Source organism: Bacillus sp. S2(2019), from assembly GCF_005144805.1.
In the GTDB taxonomy this organism is placed as follows: domain Bacteria; phylum Bacillota; class Bacilli; order Bacillales; family Bacillaceae; genus Bacillus; species Bacillus altitudinis.
Genome location: NZ_SWFL01000002.1, coordinates 774,410 through 790,386 on the forward strand (window position 1 = coordinate 774,410; position 15,977 = coordinate 790,386).

At 39.8% G+C, this 15,977-nt stretch carries 18 protein-coding genes and 1 riboswitch; of the genes, 11 read left to right on the forward strand and 7 right to left on the reverse strand.

The features are described from left to right. The first annotated feature begins 102 nt into the window (after positions 1 to 102). Positions 103 to 450, forward strand: coding sequence for a helix-turn-helix domain-containing protein (locus FBF75_RS09090; RefSeq protein WP_017368336.1), 348 nt, complete (start codon positions 103 to 105; stop codon positions 448 to 450). 51 nt (positions 451 to 501) lie between these two features. On the opposite strand, the gene FBF75_RS09095 is transcribed toward FBF75_RS09090, so the two are convergent. From FBF75_RS09095 to FBF75_RS09115, 5 genes are all read right to left on the reverse strand, one after another. Continuing rightward, a complete protein-coding gene (locus FBF75_RS09095; RefSeq protein WP_007497964.1) occupies positions 502 to 957 on the reverse strand; it encodes a helix-turn-helix domain-containing protein in 456 nt (151 codons plus the stop codon). A gap of 96 nt (positions 958 to 1,053) precedes the next feature. Further along, complete coding sequence (locus FBF75_RS09100) at positions 1,054 to 1,581, reverse strand: YfjD family protein (protein ID WP_007497966.1); 528 nt, start codon at positions 1,579 to 1,581, stop codon at positions 1,054 to 1,056. 21 nt (positions 1,582 to 1,602) lie between these two features. Then, positions 1,603 to 2,361, reverse strand: coding sequence for a hypothetical protein (locus FBF75_RS09105; protein WP_136944649.1), 759 nt, complete (start codon positions 2,359 to 2,361; stop codon positions 1,603 to 1,605). Positions 2,362 to 2,373: 12 nt separating this feature from the next. Continuing rightward, on the reverse strand, positions 2,374 to 3,570 hold the full coding sequence (locus FBF75_RS09110) for a DUF6861 domain-containing protein (protein ID WP_017358662.1): 1,197 nt from the start codon (positions 3,568 to 3,570) through the stop codon (positions 2,374 to 2,376). A 4-nt stretch (positions 3,571 to 3,574) separates the two neighbouring features. Continuing rightward, entirely contained in the window at positions 3,575 to 3,898 is a 324-nt protein-coding gene (locus FBF75_RS09115; RefSeq protein ID WP_136944650.1) for a WXG100 family type VII secretion target, read from the reverse strand. 226 nt (positions 3,899 to 4,124) lie between these two features. Between FBF75_RS09115 and pepT the strand changes: the two genes are divergently transcribed. Further along, on the forward strand, positions 4,125 to 5,357 hold the full coding sequence (gene pepT, locus FBF75_RS09120) for a peptidase T (protein ID WP_008345662.1): 1,233 nt from the start codon (positions 4,125 to 4,127) through the stop codon (positions 5,355 to 5,357). A gap of 288 nt (positions 5,358 to 5,645) precedes the next feature. Then, positions 5,646 to 5,825: a hypothetical protein gene (locus FBF75_RS09125; RefSeq protein ID WP_008345664.1), complete on the forward strand. Its 180-nt coding sequence runs from the start codon at positions 5,646 to 5,648 to the stop codon at positions 5,823 to 5,825. 79 nt (positions 5,826 to 5,904) lie between these two features. Here the strand turns inward: FBF75_RS09125 and FBF75_RS09130 are convergent, their stop codons facing one another. Then, positions 5,905 to 6,582: a DUF3298 and DUF4163 domain-containing protein gene (locus tag FBF75_RS09130; RefSeq protein WP_017368341.1), complete on the reverse strand. Its 678-nt coding sequence runs from the start codon at positions 6,580 to 6,582 to the stop codon at positions 5,905 to 5,907. A gap of 161 nt (positions 6,583 to 6,743) precedes the next feature. On the opposite strand from FBF75_RS09130, the gene FBF75_RS09135 reads away from it, so the two are divergent. The 5 genes from FBF75_RS09135 (at position 6,744) to FBF75_RS09155 (ending at position 12,896) form a co-directional block, all read left to right on the forward strand. Continuing rightward, positions 6,744 to 7,601 carry a MurR/RpiR family transcriptional regulator gene (locus FBF75_RS09135; protein ID WP_017368342.1) on the forward strand — a complete coding sequence of 286 codons (858 nt, stop codon included), beginning with the start codon at positions 6,744 to 6,746 and terminating at the stop codon, positions 7,599 to 7,601. A gap of 200 nt (positions 7,602 to 7,801) precedes the next feature. Then, positions 7,802 to 8,695 (forward strand): 2-hydroxy-3-oxopropionate reductase, encoded by an 894-nt coding sequence (gene garR, locus FBF75_RS09140; protein WP_017358657.1) that lies wholly within the window; start codon positions 7,802 to 7,804, stop codon positions 8,693 to 8,695. A 6-nt stretch (positions 8,696 to 8,701) separates the two neighbouring features. Continuing rightward, positions 8,702 to 10,123 carry a four-carbon acid sugar kinase family protein gene (locus FBF75_RS09145; protein ID WP_136944651.1) on the forward strand — a complete coding sequence of 474 codons (1,422 nt, stop codon included), beginning with the start codon at positions 8,702 to 8,704 and terminating at the stop codon, positions 10,121 to 10,123. 50 nt (positions 10,124 to 10,173) lie between these two features. After that, entirely contained in the window at positions 10,174 to 11,493 is a 1,320-nt protein-coding gene (locus FBF75_RS09150) for a gluconate:H+ symporter (RefSeq protein WP_017358655.1), read from the forward strand. A gap of 81 nt (positions 11,494 to 11,574) precedes the next feature. Beyond that, positions 11,575 to 11,687: riboswitch (SAM riboswitch) on the forward strand. 87 nt (positions 11,688 to 11,774) lie between these two features. Next, positions 11,775 to 12,896 (forward strand): 5-methyltetrahydropteroyltriglutamate--homocysteine S-methyltransferase, encoded by a 1,122-nt coding sequence (locus tag FBF75_RS09155; protein ID WP_017358654.1) that lies wholly within the window; start codon positions 11,775 to 11,777, stop codon positions 12,894 to 12,896. Between the two features lie 213 nt (positions 12,897 to 13,109). Here the strand turns inward: FBF75_RS09155 and FBF75_RS09160 are convergent, their stop codons facing one another. Continuing rightward, positions 13,110 to 13,655 carry a JmjC domain-containing protein gene (locus FBF75_RS09160; RefSeq protein WP_234781019.1) on the reverse strand — a complete coding sequence of 182 codons (546 nt, stop codon included), beginning with the start codon at positions 13,653 to 13,655 and terminating at the stop codon, positions 13,110 to 13,112. 683 nt (positions 13,656 to 14,338) lie between these two features. Here FBF75_RS09160 and FBF75_RS19825 point away from each other — a divergent pair. The 3 genes from FBF75_RS19825 to FBF75_RS09180 all read left to right on the forward strand — a co-directional run bounded on the left by FBF75_RS19825 (position 14,339) and on the right by FBF75_RS09180 (position 15,871). Next, positions 14,339 to 14,440: a PqqD family peptide modification chaperone gene (locus FBF75_RS19825; protein WP_231131646.1), complete on the forward strand. Its 102-nt coding sequence runs from the start codon at positions 14,339 to 14,341 to the stop codon at positions 14,438 to 14,440. A 71-nt stretch (positions 14,441 to 14,511) separates the two neighbouring features. Continuing rightward, the gene (locus FBF75_RS09175; protein ID WP_017368347.1) at positions 14,512 to 15,501 is read left to right on the forward strand and encodes a GNAT family N-acetyltransferase; all 990 of its coding nucleotides are present in this window, start codon (positions 14,512 to 14,514) and stop codon (positions 15,499 to 15,501) included. Positions 15,502 to 15,616: 115 nt separating this feature from the next. Continuing rightward, positions 15,617 to 15,871, forward strand: coding sequence for a hypothetical protein (locus FBF75_RS09180; protein ID WP_017358650.1), 255 nt, complete (start codon positions 15,617 to 15,619; stop codon positions 15,869 to 15,871). Positions 15,872 to 15,977: the final 106 nt, after the last annotated feature.

Here is a 15,977-nt window from a genome sequence, read left to right on the forward strand (position 1 = left end):
TAGTCACATAACGCGAATTAATCAAGAAATTATTACGCATAACGCGTACACTCTTTGTCAAAATATGATATACTGTTGTTGTATATAAAGGAGCGTTCATGTATGATACTCGATCGTTTAACCACCCTTAGAAAAAAGAAAAAATGGTCTCTCCAGCATACGGCAGATCGCCTAGGTATCGCCAAAAGCACCTATGCCGGTTACGAATCTGGGTACCGACGACCTTCGCTTGAAGCAGTGAAACTGCTGGCTGATTTGTATGATACGTCCATTGATTTTTTACTTGGTAGAACGGACGAGCCAGAGATCCAACGCAAAATCTCTGATATCAAAATTGAGCTGACGGAAGCAAAAGAAGGAACCATCCATGTAGACGGCGTTCCACTAACAGATGAAGAAATCAAACAGCTTGTTGCCTTTATTCGGGCGAAAAACACTCTGAAAGTATAAACAACACAAAAAAGAGAGGTCCCTGTCATAGAGGGACCTCTCTTTTTCTGCTTACGACAGCTCACTTAATTCCTCTAACCGCCGCTTCGCTTCTTCTTTATTAAAGGAACTATAATAGCGATAATTCTCATCATCTAAGATGCGGTAATGCTGGCTTAGTACATTTTGCTGGAGACGAAACGTACCTTTTTTCACAGACGTCCGCCACCAAACCTTTCCGCCAATCGTACGTTCAACAGATAAATGCAATTCATCGTGGGCGACGACTTCCAAAATCTCAAGCGGATCATCCCCAAGTGTCCCTTTTAAAATGTCACTATCCCTGAATAATGCACATACGGCCGCAGATTGCGTCCAGTTGAGGCGAAGACGATTCTTTTCTACCTGCTGCAAATGCCGTTTGGATAGCCCAAGCACCTCAGCCATGCGGTCCTGTGTATAGTTTTTTTCTTTTCGAATTCGTGCCATTTGTTCTGTGACGAGGTCGATTACCATTTCTTTGTCCATCTCTCATCACCTCTTGATTGTTCAGTCTTTACTGACATCATACACGATTTCTTAAAAAAAGTGGCGTCTCACCTCATGGAATGATGGCTAAAACATCTATTGATTCTGCTTTTCACCATGACCATGCTGCTGTTTCCAATTTTCTTGGGCAGTCTCATGTAAATATGGATAAATGTTTTGTTTCACCGTTTGCTCAAATACTTCTTCATCTAAAATACTGTACGCCGGAATCTTGATCAATTTCCCATCCATTTTCCGAATGAGCACATCCATGAACAGAAATCCCCTGATACTGTAACGATGCCTGCGCATATCAATAGATTGAATGTCTTGAAAAGGGATTGTTTGTTGCCGGTATAAAACAGCGCCATTCTCTCCTCGCTGAATGCGAAAAATCACATTTCCCCTCTTCGTAAAAGCCGGAAGAATCATCAAAAAAGAGATCCACCCATAGACAATGCCTAATAATCCACCTAAAAATAAAAACAACGTATAATTCGATTCAAATGTAAGAGCTTCTGAAAATAACCAAATACCGATGATGCCAAACCCGCCCGTTGCTAAGAATGCCCATACTCTTAGAAAGGGTCTGCTCCTCACTTCTATTACTTCACTTGGATTCAAGCGCCATTCTCCTTTTCTCCATTAGAATATAGAACGTAAACCGTCCATATGAGCCGTCTCTATCCGAAATTCATTTTCCTTCATGCCCGACACTAGCCAAGAATGCTTCTGCCCCGGAATAACAAATATCATAGACTCTACATCCGGCGTATTATTTTTATCATAAGTGACCTTCATCAAAGAATCCATTTTTCCTTTTCTAACCCTTACATCAGAAACAAATGCCCTCACAAGCTCTTGGTTCTCTGCTTTATTTAGAAAAGAAGGCCAATCATCATTCCCTTGACTGGCTTGTTCTAACAGCAGTTCAAATTCTTCTGCCTGCAAATTGATGACTGGTGTGAGGTGTTCACTCATGTGTATGTTCAAAAAGGTTGTCACTTGCTCCACAGTCTGCTGATCGTCTTTTAGTTTGTGAATCTGATGCACTTGTTGATCATAAAGCGTATGGTGTGAATACACACCTGCCTGAGTCGTATGAAAGGACGTACTGACCTCTTCATCTAATGCACCAAACCTTGAAGCTTTCACGGTATGTGATGCATCGTTCATGGCTTGAATGAAATGCCGGTATTTTTCTTTATAACGGTATTGTCTATTTCGAAATTCCAGCACGTCTTTTGCCAGCAAAGAGCGGCATGCAATTTCAAATAAAAATCCAAGACGTTCATCCTCTACATCTGGATAATAGGCTTCCTTTAAAGACATCCCTTGCTCAAAATAGCCTTCACTGTAAAAACTAAAGATGAGTTCCTCGATACTTAGACTTAGCTGATCCAACTTGATCTCTCCTTATCCAAAAGAAAATGCGCCCTTCAAGAAATCACCTGCACCTTTCAACAGCGAATCTGCGGTTTCTTTTGTTTTTTCTATTCCTTTATGTATCACCTGATTTGCTTGATCAATGGTGTCATTGACTGCTTTAACACCTTGACCTGCCAGTTCAAATGCTTTTTTTCCTTTATCGACAACCGCATGAATTGGGTCTTTTAATTTCACTGCGACCTGTTCTGCAAAACCAGAAGTAAGCTTGGCGACTTTTTCACCAATAAAGCCACCTACTGCTGATCCTATCGCACCGCCAACCACTGTTCCAATCGGTCCTGCAAAGCTTCCAAGAGCGCCGCCCACAACGGCACCTGCAACAGATCCGCCTGCAATAAAGACCGTATTATTCACTGCATTTCCAACAGCCTTTGCATTTTCACGCTTGAGAACTTCTGGCTGATCCCCAAATTCCGCATAGTTCTCCGCAATTTTCAGACCGCAGCCAACCGTTTCTGTTGCACCTGTGACGACCGTTGCAATGATAGCATTTCCTTTCGCAAATCTTGCACCATTTTTCAGAACAGACTTGATGCCAGCTGTGTCCTTCCAATTGATACTTCCTTTTGTGAAATCACGTACACTGTTCGTGAACGCCACTGTATCGCTAGGATAAAATTTTGTAAATTTCTTATGGACCAGGTCAGCCATCGACCAATTCGATCGTTTTAATAATTCTTTTTTGCTCAGCCAAATCCTTGCCAACCGGTCAAATCTCGTACCTTCTACCCGTCCGGTCACATCAAGAAGGAGCTTTGAATGCTGCGCAGCATATCGGCCATTTTCTTTAATAAAAGTCGTCATGCCAAGCCCATAGTATTTTGCCTGCATCATCACAATACCAGCTAGGCTCGTGAGTGTACCATATTGATCATACAGACTGTACATTTTCCTTAAAATATCATCAGCTTCGACCATTTTATCCGTTGCATGACGAATGGCAATGTCGTCACTGCTCAATTTGCTCATTAAGGCTTGTCCAGAACCCCATGCATCTCCTACTCCAGAAAAACAGCTTCGATAACGGGGATCACAGCCTAGGATGAGGCCATCCAGTTCACTATGTAAATCGTGGTGCTTTGTTTCGATGGCCGAAAGCTCTCCTACAAAATCATTCGCCAGCCCTGTCAGCTGATCTGGATCTACTACAATGTCACGCGCCATCACATCATCTCCCTTCTCGATTTCTTTCTCTCCGTTCTTCTCGCCTTTTTCGCTCAAGCTCTTCCATTTTGGCGATTTCAGCTTTACGTTCCTCGATTTTGACAGCAGCATCCCGCAGTTCCTGACTTGTTTCAAGCAAGTCCTTTTCAAATTGATCATAGCGTACCGCTGTTTCCTCAAAGCTTTGATCAAATTTATCTCTTGCTTCCCCTTGCCAGCCTGATCCAACTGCCTTCAGCCGATTCTCAAGCAGCTGCTTCGACTGCCGAATGCCATCAGCGGCTTCCTGGAACTTTTGAGCGAGTGCAAGTGTTTGACTAGAATCCAACTTTCGCACCCCTTTCTCCCAAATTAACGTACAAATGGATGATTTTATATGTCCTCATTATAAATAAAAAGACACCCAAAAAAATCACCCTAAAGAACCATTCAGCACATCGCAAAATAAAAGTAGGTCTTTTTCCTCTCTAATTGTCAGAGAAAGCCTTTCTTGTTATGAAGCGCATTCAAGACATGATAAAATGAACATATTCTACAAAAGGAGTGACGTATTGATGAAAGAGGAAATGATCCAGCGATTCACAAGTTATGTAAAAGTGGATACACAGTCTGATGCAGACATAGAGAGCTGCCCATCCACTGAAGGACAGCTGAACCTAGCAAGGCAGCTAGTTGAAGAGATGAAATCCATCGGCATTCAAGAAGTGACAATGGATGAAAACGGTTATGTCATGGGCACGATCCCATCTAACACAGACAAAGAAGTGCCAACCATTGGCTTCCTGGCTCATATCGACACAGCCACTGACTTCACTGGCAAGAACGTGAAACCGCAGATTCACGAGAACTATCAAGGCGGGGACATCACGTTAAACGAAGATCTACATATCGTATTATCTCCAGCACAGTTTCCAAATTTACAAAAATACCAAGGACATACGCTCATCACGACTGATGGCACGACCCTGCTCGGTGCAGATAACAAAGCTGGTATCGCAGAAATTATGACCGCCATGCATTACCTGATTGAGCATCCAGAAATCAAGCATGGAAAAATTCGTGTCGCCTTCACACCAGATGAAGAGATCGGCAGAGGACCTCACAAATTCGATGTTGATGCCTTTGGCGCTTCTTATGCTTATACGATTGACGGCGGCCCGCTAGGAGAGCTTCAATATGAAAGCTTCAACGCCGCAGGTGCAAAAGTATCAATTAAAGGAAACAACGTCCATCCAGGGACAGCAAAAGACAAAATGGTCAGTGCTGCAAAGATCGGCATGCTCTTTCACAACAAACTTCCTTCAGATGAATCTCCAGAATACACAGAAGGATACGAAGGCTTTTTCCACCTCACAAGATTTGTAGGAGAAGTAGAAGAAGCAGAGTTGCAATATATTATTCGTGATTTTGATAAAGAGAAATTCAACAAGCGCAAAGCACTATTTGAAAAAATCGCAAACGACTTAAAAGCAGTCTACGGCGAAAACAGCATCACCCTTAGCATTCAGGATCAATATTACAATATGAGAGAAAAAATTGAGCCAGTTAAACATATCGTAGACATCGCTCATGAAGCCATGGAAAACCGCTCAGTGACACCTGTCATTGAACCAATCCGCGGCGGTACAGATGGCTCACAGCTTTCATATAAAGGACTTCCAACGCCAAACATCTTTACTGGCGGGGAAAACTTCCATGGTAAATATGAATTCATCTCTGTAGAGAACATGCTGAAAGCGTCAGAAGTGATCGTGGAAATTGCACGTTTATTTGAAGAAAAAGCATAAACATGTTTACAACCGTTCCTGTTCGGGAACGGTTTTTTAATAAAAGTTTACAATTTTCTGAAACTTTTATGACACTTAATCGTACTAATAGAGACAACCCCAGAAAAATTCTTCTTGACGAGTGAAATAACTGGAAATATAATAGTTAAAAACAACCAGTATTTTAGACCTAAAAAAGCAGCCAGAATAAACCTTTAGAACTAAACGCTATTTGCTAACTATTTTCAGTTATAAACATCACTCACCCTGTCTACACTTAAAGAATAGGATGAATTGGAGGAATGTCATATGATGATTTTATTGATTATCGCTTCACTTTGCTGCTACTTACTATTCTCTTTCAAAAAAGATAACCGCACCCAAAAACGAAAAAGCGCAGAGCTTTCGGAGTTTGAAATCTTTCGTATGCGCCGCCACTACAACGGCAAACGCCGTCACCCACTAAACGATGCACCCAAACAAGTATAAATGTAAAAAGAAGAGCCTCATCACCAGGGGCTCTTTTTATGTATAAAAAAACGACCAAATTCATGGCCGTTTCTCTTGTTTATTTATACACCTTCGCAGGTACTTGAATCATAGGAATTCCTACATAGTACGGTGAAATTTCATATGGCTGGAAGACAACAGCGATTCCCTTTTTCGTGAAGTAGTACTGCGTGTCGTAGCCGATTTGAATATCGCTTTTTTTCAGATTCGCATAGAATTTACTTTTATGCTTCTTTGTGTAGTTATAGATATAATCTCTTACTTTTGTACGCTTTTTCTTTGTTTTTACCACATCTGTAAAGTACAGTTGCTTTGTTTTTTTCTTTGTTAACACATAGTTCATGCTCGTAACCATCGTATCCCCATGCATGCTACCGTCATTCATGTAATCATAGTTTAGGATACTTAGTTTCTTCCCATTGTTAAATTTCGTTTTAAACGATCTCTCGTATGTGATCTTCCCAATGCCTTCTTTTTTCGCTTCGTCCTTTAAGAACAAATACGTAGAATAGGAAAATGCGATATCTTCTTTTAAATCATGGTTGATGGTTTTCATATGCGCTTTACTAAGGTTTTTCACCTGTGCATATTTAAACGTTTTTTTCTTTTTATAATAGTGTGTACTTACTTTTGCTTTTTTCACTTGTTTGGCATCCGCAGATCCAACTGGCGCAAACAATGAAACAATCAGCGAAAAAATGAGCAGGCTGATCGTTAGGCCTTTTTTCATTGTCATAGTAAAAACCCCCATTTTTGTCTATTACCAATTGAGTATACCATGACAAAAGAACCAAAAGAAGTGTTTTCTTCCATATTATTCTTTATTTTTCATGTGAGGTTTGTTTACCGTTTTCATAAGTTCCTGTATGCTTAAGATAGAATGTTAGATGAAGTGTGGTGTTTATCATAGAAGAGAATATTTTCAGTCATATCCGGACAACATTTCATAGTTTGTCCCCTACCCAGAAAAAGATTGCCAATTACATTTTACAAAACCCTCAGAAAGTTGTGCTTCATTCGATTAGTGCACTCGCTGCTGAATGCAACACAAGTGAAACGACGATCTTTCGTTTTCTGCGAAAAATTGGCTATGAGTCCTATCAAGTGTTTCGTGTCCATGTCGCGCAGGATATTGCGACCAATACGCCTCAATCTATATACGGTGAGATCGAAGCATCTGATAGTGTCGCAGATATTAAACATAAGGTCATAGAGTTAACAACCAACTCTATTCAGGATATGAAGCATATTTTAGAAGACCAAGCTGTGACACAATTTATTGAGCAAATGAAACAGGCACATAAAACAGTCTTCTTTGGAGCAGGTGCCTCCAGTTTTATTGCCGGAGATGCCTATCATAAGTTTCTCCAGCTTGGCTTTGAAGTGAGTCTATGCAGTGATCCTCATATGATGAATATGATTGCAACACATGCAACGGAACATGATTTTATCGTCGCGATCTCACATTCAGGGGAAAGTAGAGAAATCCTTGATGCCGTGCAATTTGCAAAGGAAAAAGGTGCAACGGTCGCCTCGATCACGAGCTATCCGAAATCAGAGCTCGCCAAGAAATCCGACTTTCATCTGCTCAGTTCATCGAGAGAAACAACCTATCGTTCTGACTCAATGATTTCTCGTATTAATCAGCTTGTGATTATTGATGTTTTGTATGTCGCAGCTGTTTTAGAATTAGGATCAAATGCGATCGACAACGTCAAACGTTCTCGATTAGCTGTAGCTAAAAATAAAACATAATCGACAATAGACCGGAGCTGTTTCCGGTCTTTTTTTTGTGACTTTTCTCATATTTTCCGTTGACACATTCCTATTTCGTCATGTACATTAAATGAACAATAGTTTATTTCCTACTATTAAATTAGAAAGATAGTATATATACTAACAAAAAGAAAAGAAAGCGCTTTTTGTAAGGGGTTTCTAAATAGGAGGCGGACAAAATGGCAAAGCAAATTGGATTCATTGGATTAGGCATTATGGGGAAACCTATGGCACTCAATCTATTAAAAGCCGGTCATACTGTGACTGTTTTCGATATTCATACAGAAGCTGTTCTAGCATTAAAAGAAGTGGGCGCAAATGCCGCTGCATCAGCTGCTGAGGCAGCATCTGAAAGCGATATCATCATCACGATGCTTCCAAAAGGTGAGCATGTAGAAGCAGTCGTAGCAGGTGAACAAGGCATATTGGCTACAGCAAAACCTGGCACGATCATTATAGATATGAGCTCTATTTCACCTGTTACTTCTAGAGCATTAGCGGCACTGGCAAAACAGCATCAGGTCGAATTTATCGATGCTCCTGTCAGTGGCGGAGAGCCAAAGGCGATAGACGGGACACTTGCGATTATGGCGGGCGGAGAAAAAGAGATCTTTGAACAAGTAAAGGATGTCCTCTATGCCATGGGCACAGATGTCGTATTAGTTGGTTCAAATGGAAGCGGGACAACCGCAAAGCTTGCGAATCAAATCATCGTCAACTTAAATATCGCTGCCATGTCCGAGGCACTCGTCCTTGCCGCTAAGTCTGGCATTGCGATTGATAAAATGTATGAAGCCATCCGAGGTGGACTGGCAGGAAGTGCTGTACTCGATGCGAAGGTTCCTCTCATTTTAGAACGAAACTTTGAGCCTGGCGGACGTATTGACATCAACTTAAAGGATTTAACCAATGTCATGGAAACTGCCCACGATATCGGCGTTCCTCTCCCGCTTTCTAGTCAGCTGCTGGAAATCTTCCACGCCCTCAAAGCGGACGGAAAGTCTGGACTTGATCACGGCGGAATCGTTCAATATTACGAAAAAATGGCTCATGTTGAAGTGAAGAAAGGATGAGGTTCTATGAAACAAAGCATTGAGTTACTAAATGCCATTCCGAAAGCGGATTCAGCCCGCATTCAATCAGCATACGAACAAGCACTAAACCATTTTCACAATAAAGTGATTGTATTAGACGATGACCCAACAGGCATTCAAACGGTACACGGCGTCTCTGTTTTCACCGATTGGTCAGAGAAAAGCATTGAGGCTGGTTTTCTTGAAGACAGCCGTATGTTCTTTATCTTAACCAACTCTCGCAGTATGACAGAGAAAGAAACGGCGGTTCTTCATGAAACGATCGCATCAACGATTGTGAAAACGGCTGAACAGCTTGATCAAGATTTCATCATTGTCAGCCGGGGGGATTCCACCCTGCGTGGACATTTCCCACTGGAGACTGAAATTCTCAGAACGACCATTGAACAGCAAAGCTCCCGCCAATTTGACGGCGAAATTCTTCTTCCCTTTTTTAAAGAAGGCGGCCGCTTTACGATTGGCAATATTCACTACGTACAGGAAGGTCACGAATTAATTCCTGCTGGTGACACAGAATTTGCATTGGATCGTACATTCGGATTTCAATCTTCTCACCTCGGAGAATGGATCGAAGAGAAATCAAACGGATCGTTCACTAAGGAAAACACTACTTATATTTCTTTAGAAGATATCCGGGCTTTACGTATTGAACAAATCAAGGATCAGCTGATGACCGTGAAAGATTTTCAAAAGGTGGTTGTGAATGCAGTGGACTATGACGATGTCAAAGTCTTTGTCGTTGCCCTCATAGATGCCATCAAAGCAGGTCAGCACTTTCTATTTAGAAGTGCGGCAGCTCTCACAAAAGTGCTTGGCGGTGTTGAGGATCAAGCACTATTAACTAGACAAGACTTAATACAGGAAGAAAGCACGCACGGTGGCCTCATCATGGTCGGTTCCCATGTCAAAAAAACAACCGAACAATTGCGAGCGCTGCAGCAAAATAAAGACATTGCATTTATTGAATTTGATACACACCTCGTGTTAGAACCTGAAGCATTTCAAGAGGAAATTGACCGCGTGATTCAACAAACTGAAAGGCTTTTAACAACCGGACAATCGGTTGCTGTTTATACAAGGAGAGAACGGCTTGATCTTGGAGACAATCGCCGAGAGGAAGAATTGAAACTCTCTGTTCAGATTAGTGATGCGGTGACAAGCATTGTCCAGCGCCTCTCCATTCGCCCTAAGTACCTCATTGCCAAAGGTGGAATCACCTCAAGCGATATTGGAACAAGAGGACTCAGCGTCAAACGTGCGACCGTCGCAGGTCAAATCAAACCAGGTATTCCCGTTTGGCAAACAGGAGAAGAAAGCAAATTCCCATTTATGTCTTATGTGATTTTCCCGGGAAATGTTGGCTCAAAGGATACGTTAAAAGAAGCAGTAGACATACTTGAAGGATAAAGCAGAGGGGGCGTTCACGCTCCCTTATGCAGCACAAAGGAGGAAAGATCATGTCGTTAGTTTTTATCGGACTTGGCGTTTTGTTATTACTTTTACTCATGGTTGTCTTTAAGTTAAACGCTTTCATTTCGTTGATTATTGTCTCTTTAATCGTTGCCGTTTTAGAAGGCATGTCACCACTTGAAGCGATTGCTTCAGTCGAAAAAGGGCTTGGAAGTACACTCGGCCATCTGGCGTTGGTTCTTGGCTTTGGAGCGATGCTTGGTAAATTGATGGCTGATTCTGGCGGTGCTCAGCGTATTGCCATGACACTCATCGACCGCTTTGGTATCGGGAAAATCCAATGGGCGACGATGCTGACTGGATTTGTTATCGGAATTGCTCTATTTTATGAAACCGGATTCATTATTCTTATTCCATTAGTCTTTACCATTGCTCAAGCCGCAAGACTTCCTGTGTTGTATGTGGGAATGCCGCTCGTCGCTGCACTCATTACCACACATGGCTTCCTCCCTCCTCACCCAGGGCCGACAGCCATTGCCAATGTATTTCAAGCCAACATGGGACAAACCTTATTGGTTGGAATTATTTTAGCCATTCCTGCTGTTTTAGTAGGCGGACTTCTGTTTACGAAACTATTTAAGAAAGACCAACTGCATGCACACATTCCAAAGGACTTGTTTAATCCAAAGGAATTTACAGAAGAGGAAATGCCAAGCTTCGGCATTAGTATTTTCACCGCTATTTTACCTGTATTGCTCATGACATTCAGAGCATGTTTAGAAATTTTCTTCCCGTCCTCCCCGCTGCTACCGGCAGCTGAGTTTTTAGGCGAGCCGGCGATTGCCCTATTAATCTCTGTGCTGCTTGCCATCTACACATTTGGTCTTGGCAGAGGAAAGGGCATGCAGGACGTCATGAAGTCGATTACAGATTCAATTGGCTCCATTGCGATGATTCTATTGATCATTGCAGGCGGCGGCGCCTTTAAACAGGTGCTCATTGACAGCGGCGTTGATCAATACATTGCAGGGATTATGCAAGGAAGCACACTGTCTCCTCTGCTCCTCACTTGGCTGATTGCAGCTGTCCTTCGTGTCTCTTTAGGGTCAGCAACTGTCGCGGGTCTCACAGCAGCTGGCATTTCTGCACCGCTGATTGGTTTGACGGGAGTCAGCCCAGAATTAATGGTGATTGCAACAGGCGCCGGCAGTATAACATTCTCTCATGTGAATGATGCAGGTTTCTGGATTTACAAAGAATACTTTAATTTGTCGATGGCTCAAACTTTTAAAACTTGGACATTGATGGTGACTGTTCTATCACTTGTTGGATTAGCCGGTGTTCTCGTCGCTGATTTGTTTATGTAGGAAAATAAATAGGAAAAACCATTGACTTTTTCTCGAAAAGATTGAATAATTGTGTTTATTAAGAAAATTGAATCAAAGGTAACCTTATTAAGAGTGGTGGAGGGACTGGCCCTGTGAAACCCGGCAACCGCTGTTCCTAGGAACAGAATGGTGCTAATTCCTTAAGCAAGCTGATGCTTGTTTGAAGATAAGGCAGAGATCTCACAGTATATGATGCTCTTCCTTATCCAAGGAAGAGCTTTTTTATTTGATTTATAACTTGAAGAAAGAAGGGATTCAGCATGACACAAGTACAAACCATTGGTAAGAAAACAACAAAGCCGCCATTTCGCGCAGATCAAGTAGGGAGTTTACTTCGTTCTGAACGCATCAAAGAAGCCCGCAAGCAAAAAGCAGACGGTACACTGACAGCAGAACAGCTCAGACAAATTGAAAACGAAGAAATCACTCGTATTGTAGAGAAGCAAAAAGAAATTGGATTAGAGGTTGTCACAGATGGAGAATTCAGACGTGCATGGTGGCATTTTGACTTTCTAGAAGGGCTTGATGGGGTCGAAGGATTTGAAGCAGACCAAGGCATTCAATTCCACAATACGACGACAAAAGCGAGAGGCATCAAAGTAACAGGTAAGATTGATTTTACTGATCATCCAATGCTGGAGGATTATCGCTTCCTTCACAGCATCGCGGGTGATCATACGGCTAAAATGACGATTCCAAGTCCGAATATGCTCTTTTTCCGTGGAAAGCTTGAAGAAGGTGTGTACGACAGCTTAGATGATTTTCACCGTGACGTGGCACAAGCTTATAAAAAAGCCATCCGTGCTTTTTATGATGCAGGCTGCCGTTACTTACAGCTAGATGATACAGCTTGGGCTGTGTTCTTTTCTGAAAAAGGACATGAACAAATCAAAGCTTTTGGCCGCGAAGAAGATGAACTGCGTGAATCGTTTGCGAAAACAATCAATGAAGCAGTTGCCGATCGACCAGATGATTTAGTGATCACCATGCACATTTGCCGTGGTAACTTTAAATCAACATGGGCAGCCGAAGGTGGTTATGAGGCAGCGGCAGAAACGATTTTTGCAGGTCTCGATTTGGATGGTCTCTTCTTAGAATTCGACGATGACCGTTCTGGCGGATTTGAACCCCTGCGTTATGTGAAAAATCCAAACCTTCAAATCGTACTAGGTCTTGTCACTTCAAAGTATGGGGAACTTGAACCCGTTGATCAGATCAAAAGACGAATCGAGGAAGCAGCTCAATATGTGGACATCAACCAAATCTGTTTGAGCCCACAATGCGGATTCGCCTCAACAGAGGAAGGCAATTTGTTAACAGAAGAGCAGCAATGGGAAAAGCTGCGTCATGTGATTGAGATTGCGGATCAAGTGTGGAAATAGGCGGAAATCTGCAGAAAAAGATTACCGTCATAATAAAGAACCGCTTTTTTGGCGGTTCTTTATTTTTTGTCATCTCTATCAACATTATATGAAGTTTAATCGTCATACTTCTATAGTAGAGTTAAGAAGATAATGAATATAAGTTATCTTCTTAAAAACCATCTTTTATACTCATAAGTTGTCTTACAACAAGTTGTGTAGATTGATATACATCTAAGTCATCTTTCTTGCCAGTATATCCCCTACTGAAATTCCCTTGAAATCGTTTGGTAAATTATTTATCATTGATTTTAATTTTTCTTCTACCTTTTTTCGTTCATTTTCATCCAAAAGATCAATATTAACGAGTTCTCTCCATTCGTCTTTTTGAATCAATCGATTCCTTAATTCTATTAAAATTAGATCTAGCCAAGCTGGCTGACCGAAGGTAAAGTTTAATGCAATGGTTTCTTCAGAAGAACTAGTTGAATGCCAACAACCTCTTGGAAGAAATAAAAATGATCCCGTATCCAAAATCAATTCCCTACCATTAGATAAATTTTCATCAGGAAAATCACCATTCCAATACGACTTTAATGGATCTGGCAAATGAGGAGCCTCAATTAATTCATAATGTTGAAGTGGATTCACTGTATTAAAATTTTCAGCCAACTTCCATTTCTTTTTCCCTTTAAGTTGAAAAATGAAATTACAATACGCATCAAAATGTGCTGAAAATCCAGCTGATTCTTTAACAGCGTACAATACTGCTTTTGCCATTGTTCCCTCAGGCAAGCCTAAAAGATTATCCTATACCATTTAGAATTCAATTTAGTGGATATACAGCTCTCTAAAACCATAAACGCCTTCCTAGATTAAAATAACCGATGATTCTAGCCATCTTTTGTATTTTCTCCAATTTCTTTTTTACAAACTATCAATCTATTTGCAACATCAATCTACTCATCACTATTACTTTATAAACATAAAATTTGTCAAAAAATCATTGTTTAAATATTGAAAAAAATATAAATGACATGCTATTATCTCTTTTGTTAGGATATAAAATAGGAATTTAATACATATATAAGAGGAATGTTACATCAAAAAAATTATAAAACTCCATGTCTTGTTGAGATTCGTAATGTAGTTGTTGCTGGAGGACATTAATAACTAGTTTTTCATACCCTAACACTTTATGAAAGGAGTGTACAATCTTTGCTGACTCATGGTGAATGTTATTTATATAATGATTTTGTCAAAGAAAATCAACTATACATATATCCTTTGAAGATAATAAAATCTTAAATCATACCCTGACACAAACGAGCCAAAGCTACAATCTTGGACCTTGTTATAGAAAAAAGAATGAAGGGAATCACAATGGAGAATAATACAATTTTCGTAAAAAATCCTGATAATGAACAAGAAAGAACTTAAAAAGTATCATTATCGAACCGGGCATGTCCCTAAATCAAGTCGCAGCTGATTTTTATGAACGAATTGACGGACAAAGAGAGTTTATTTCAATAGTAACGGAAATTGCTGAAGAATATGATACATAAGTTCAAACTTGTATCAAAGACCCCCAAGCATTGAGTAAACAATTAATTGAAAAGGAAGTTGTATATGTAAAATGAATAAAATGAATGATGATATTCTAGAAAACATCTATAAAAACATTTCAACTAAGAGAAGCAAAACAATCGTTAATTACATTGCAATGCTAATGGCACTAGCAAGAGATCATGAACTAAACGAGGATGATTTAATTAATTGGATTCACAGTAAATTAAGTGCAATAGGATATTTTCAAGAAAAAAACCGTTTATTTACTCAAAACAAATTAGATGAATTTGTCGTAGAGTTTATTGAAGGAAGAGCACTATTATATGATGATATCAACATAACTGAAACAAAACAAAACGAATATGTCATCAGTAGCAAATTGTGGTACAAAAAGAATCCACCTGAAAGTTTTTTTTATTTTGGTATTGACCCTGAAGATTTTTCGAACTACGCACAAAAACTTGCTCAAATAAACGCCGAAAAACTAGGTATCTCAATCAATTTTTCTAAGGATCAAGCGAATGACAACGAAATAGCTCATATCCAGCTTTCAAAAAAATGGTCTCTTTCAGAAGAATTGACAGTAACTCAGCCAAGTTCAAAAGACTTTTCGTGGTTAACATGTTTTTTCAATGAACATTGGGGTGGAACGACTATGGTGTCTAAAGGGACAACTTATAATGTTTTAAATGAAAACATTATGTTGGCTAAACGTGGAGATACTATAGTAGGAATATTAGTTTACAAAATATTCAAAGAAGAGGCGGAAATCCTGACTTTAGAGGCTCTAGAAAAGTACCATGGGGTTGGCAGTAAATTGCTTTTTGAGTTAGAACAACATCTAAAAACACAAAATATACAATCTATTAATTTAATCACTAGTAATGATAACTTAAATGCCATTAGGTTTTATCAAAGAAAGGGATATTCTTTCAAAAACATCTATATCGGTGCAATTGATAAAGCAAGAATGCTTAAGCCGACAATTCCCTCTATAGGAAATTACGGAATAAATGTCAAAGATGAATTAGAATTTGAAAAAAGGTTGATACGATGACTATAAAAAGCAGATTGATTATTATTGCGATTTCACTTTTAACTTAAACCAAGACGCAGCTCTCACGATTAATACATTACACATTCCAATACTAAAAGAAAACATAGATGTTTTAATGCCTTTACAAGAGGATAACTTATTATATATCACTATTAATAATAACATTGAATACCTTGTTGATTCACGCGATGATTATGAATGGTTTACTTTTTTAAGTAAAATCAATGGTATCAAATCCATAAAAGATATTTTATCTCAAAATAATCAAAACTTTAGAGATATAAAAGAAAGACTTGAAGAATCAGTATTACTTGATATTATCGAATTAAAACCACTTTTTGAAGATCAAAGCTCTTCTTCAAAAGCATAAATAAATATATTCGAAAGATCATATGATTTATTTGAACCACGCAAAAATTTAAAGTGTGGTTTATTTTTTGTGCAATTTTGTCTTTTTCATAAAACAAAAAGCATTA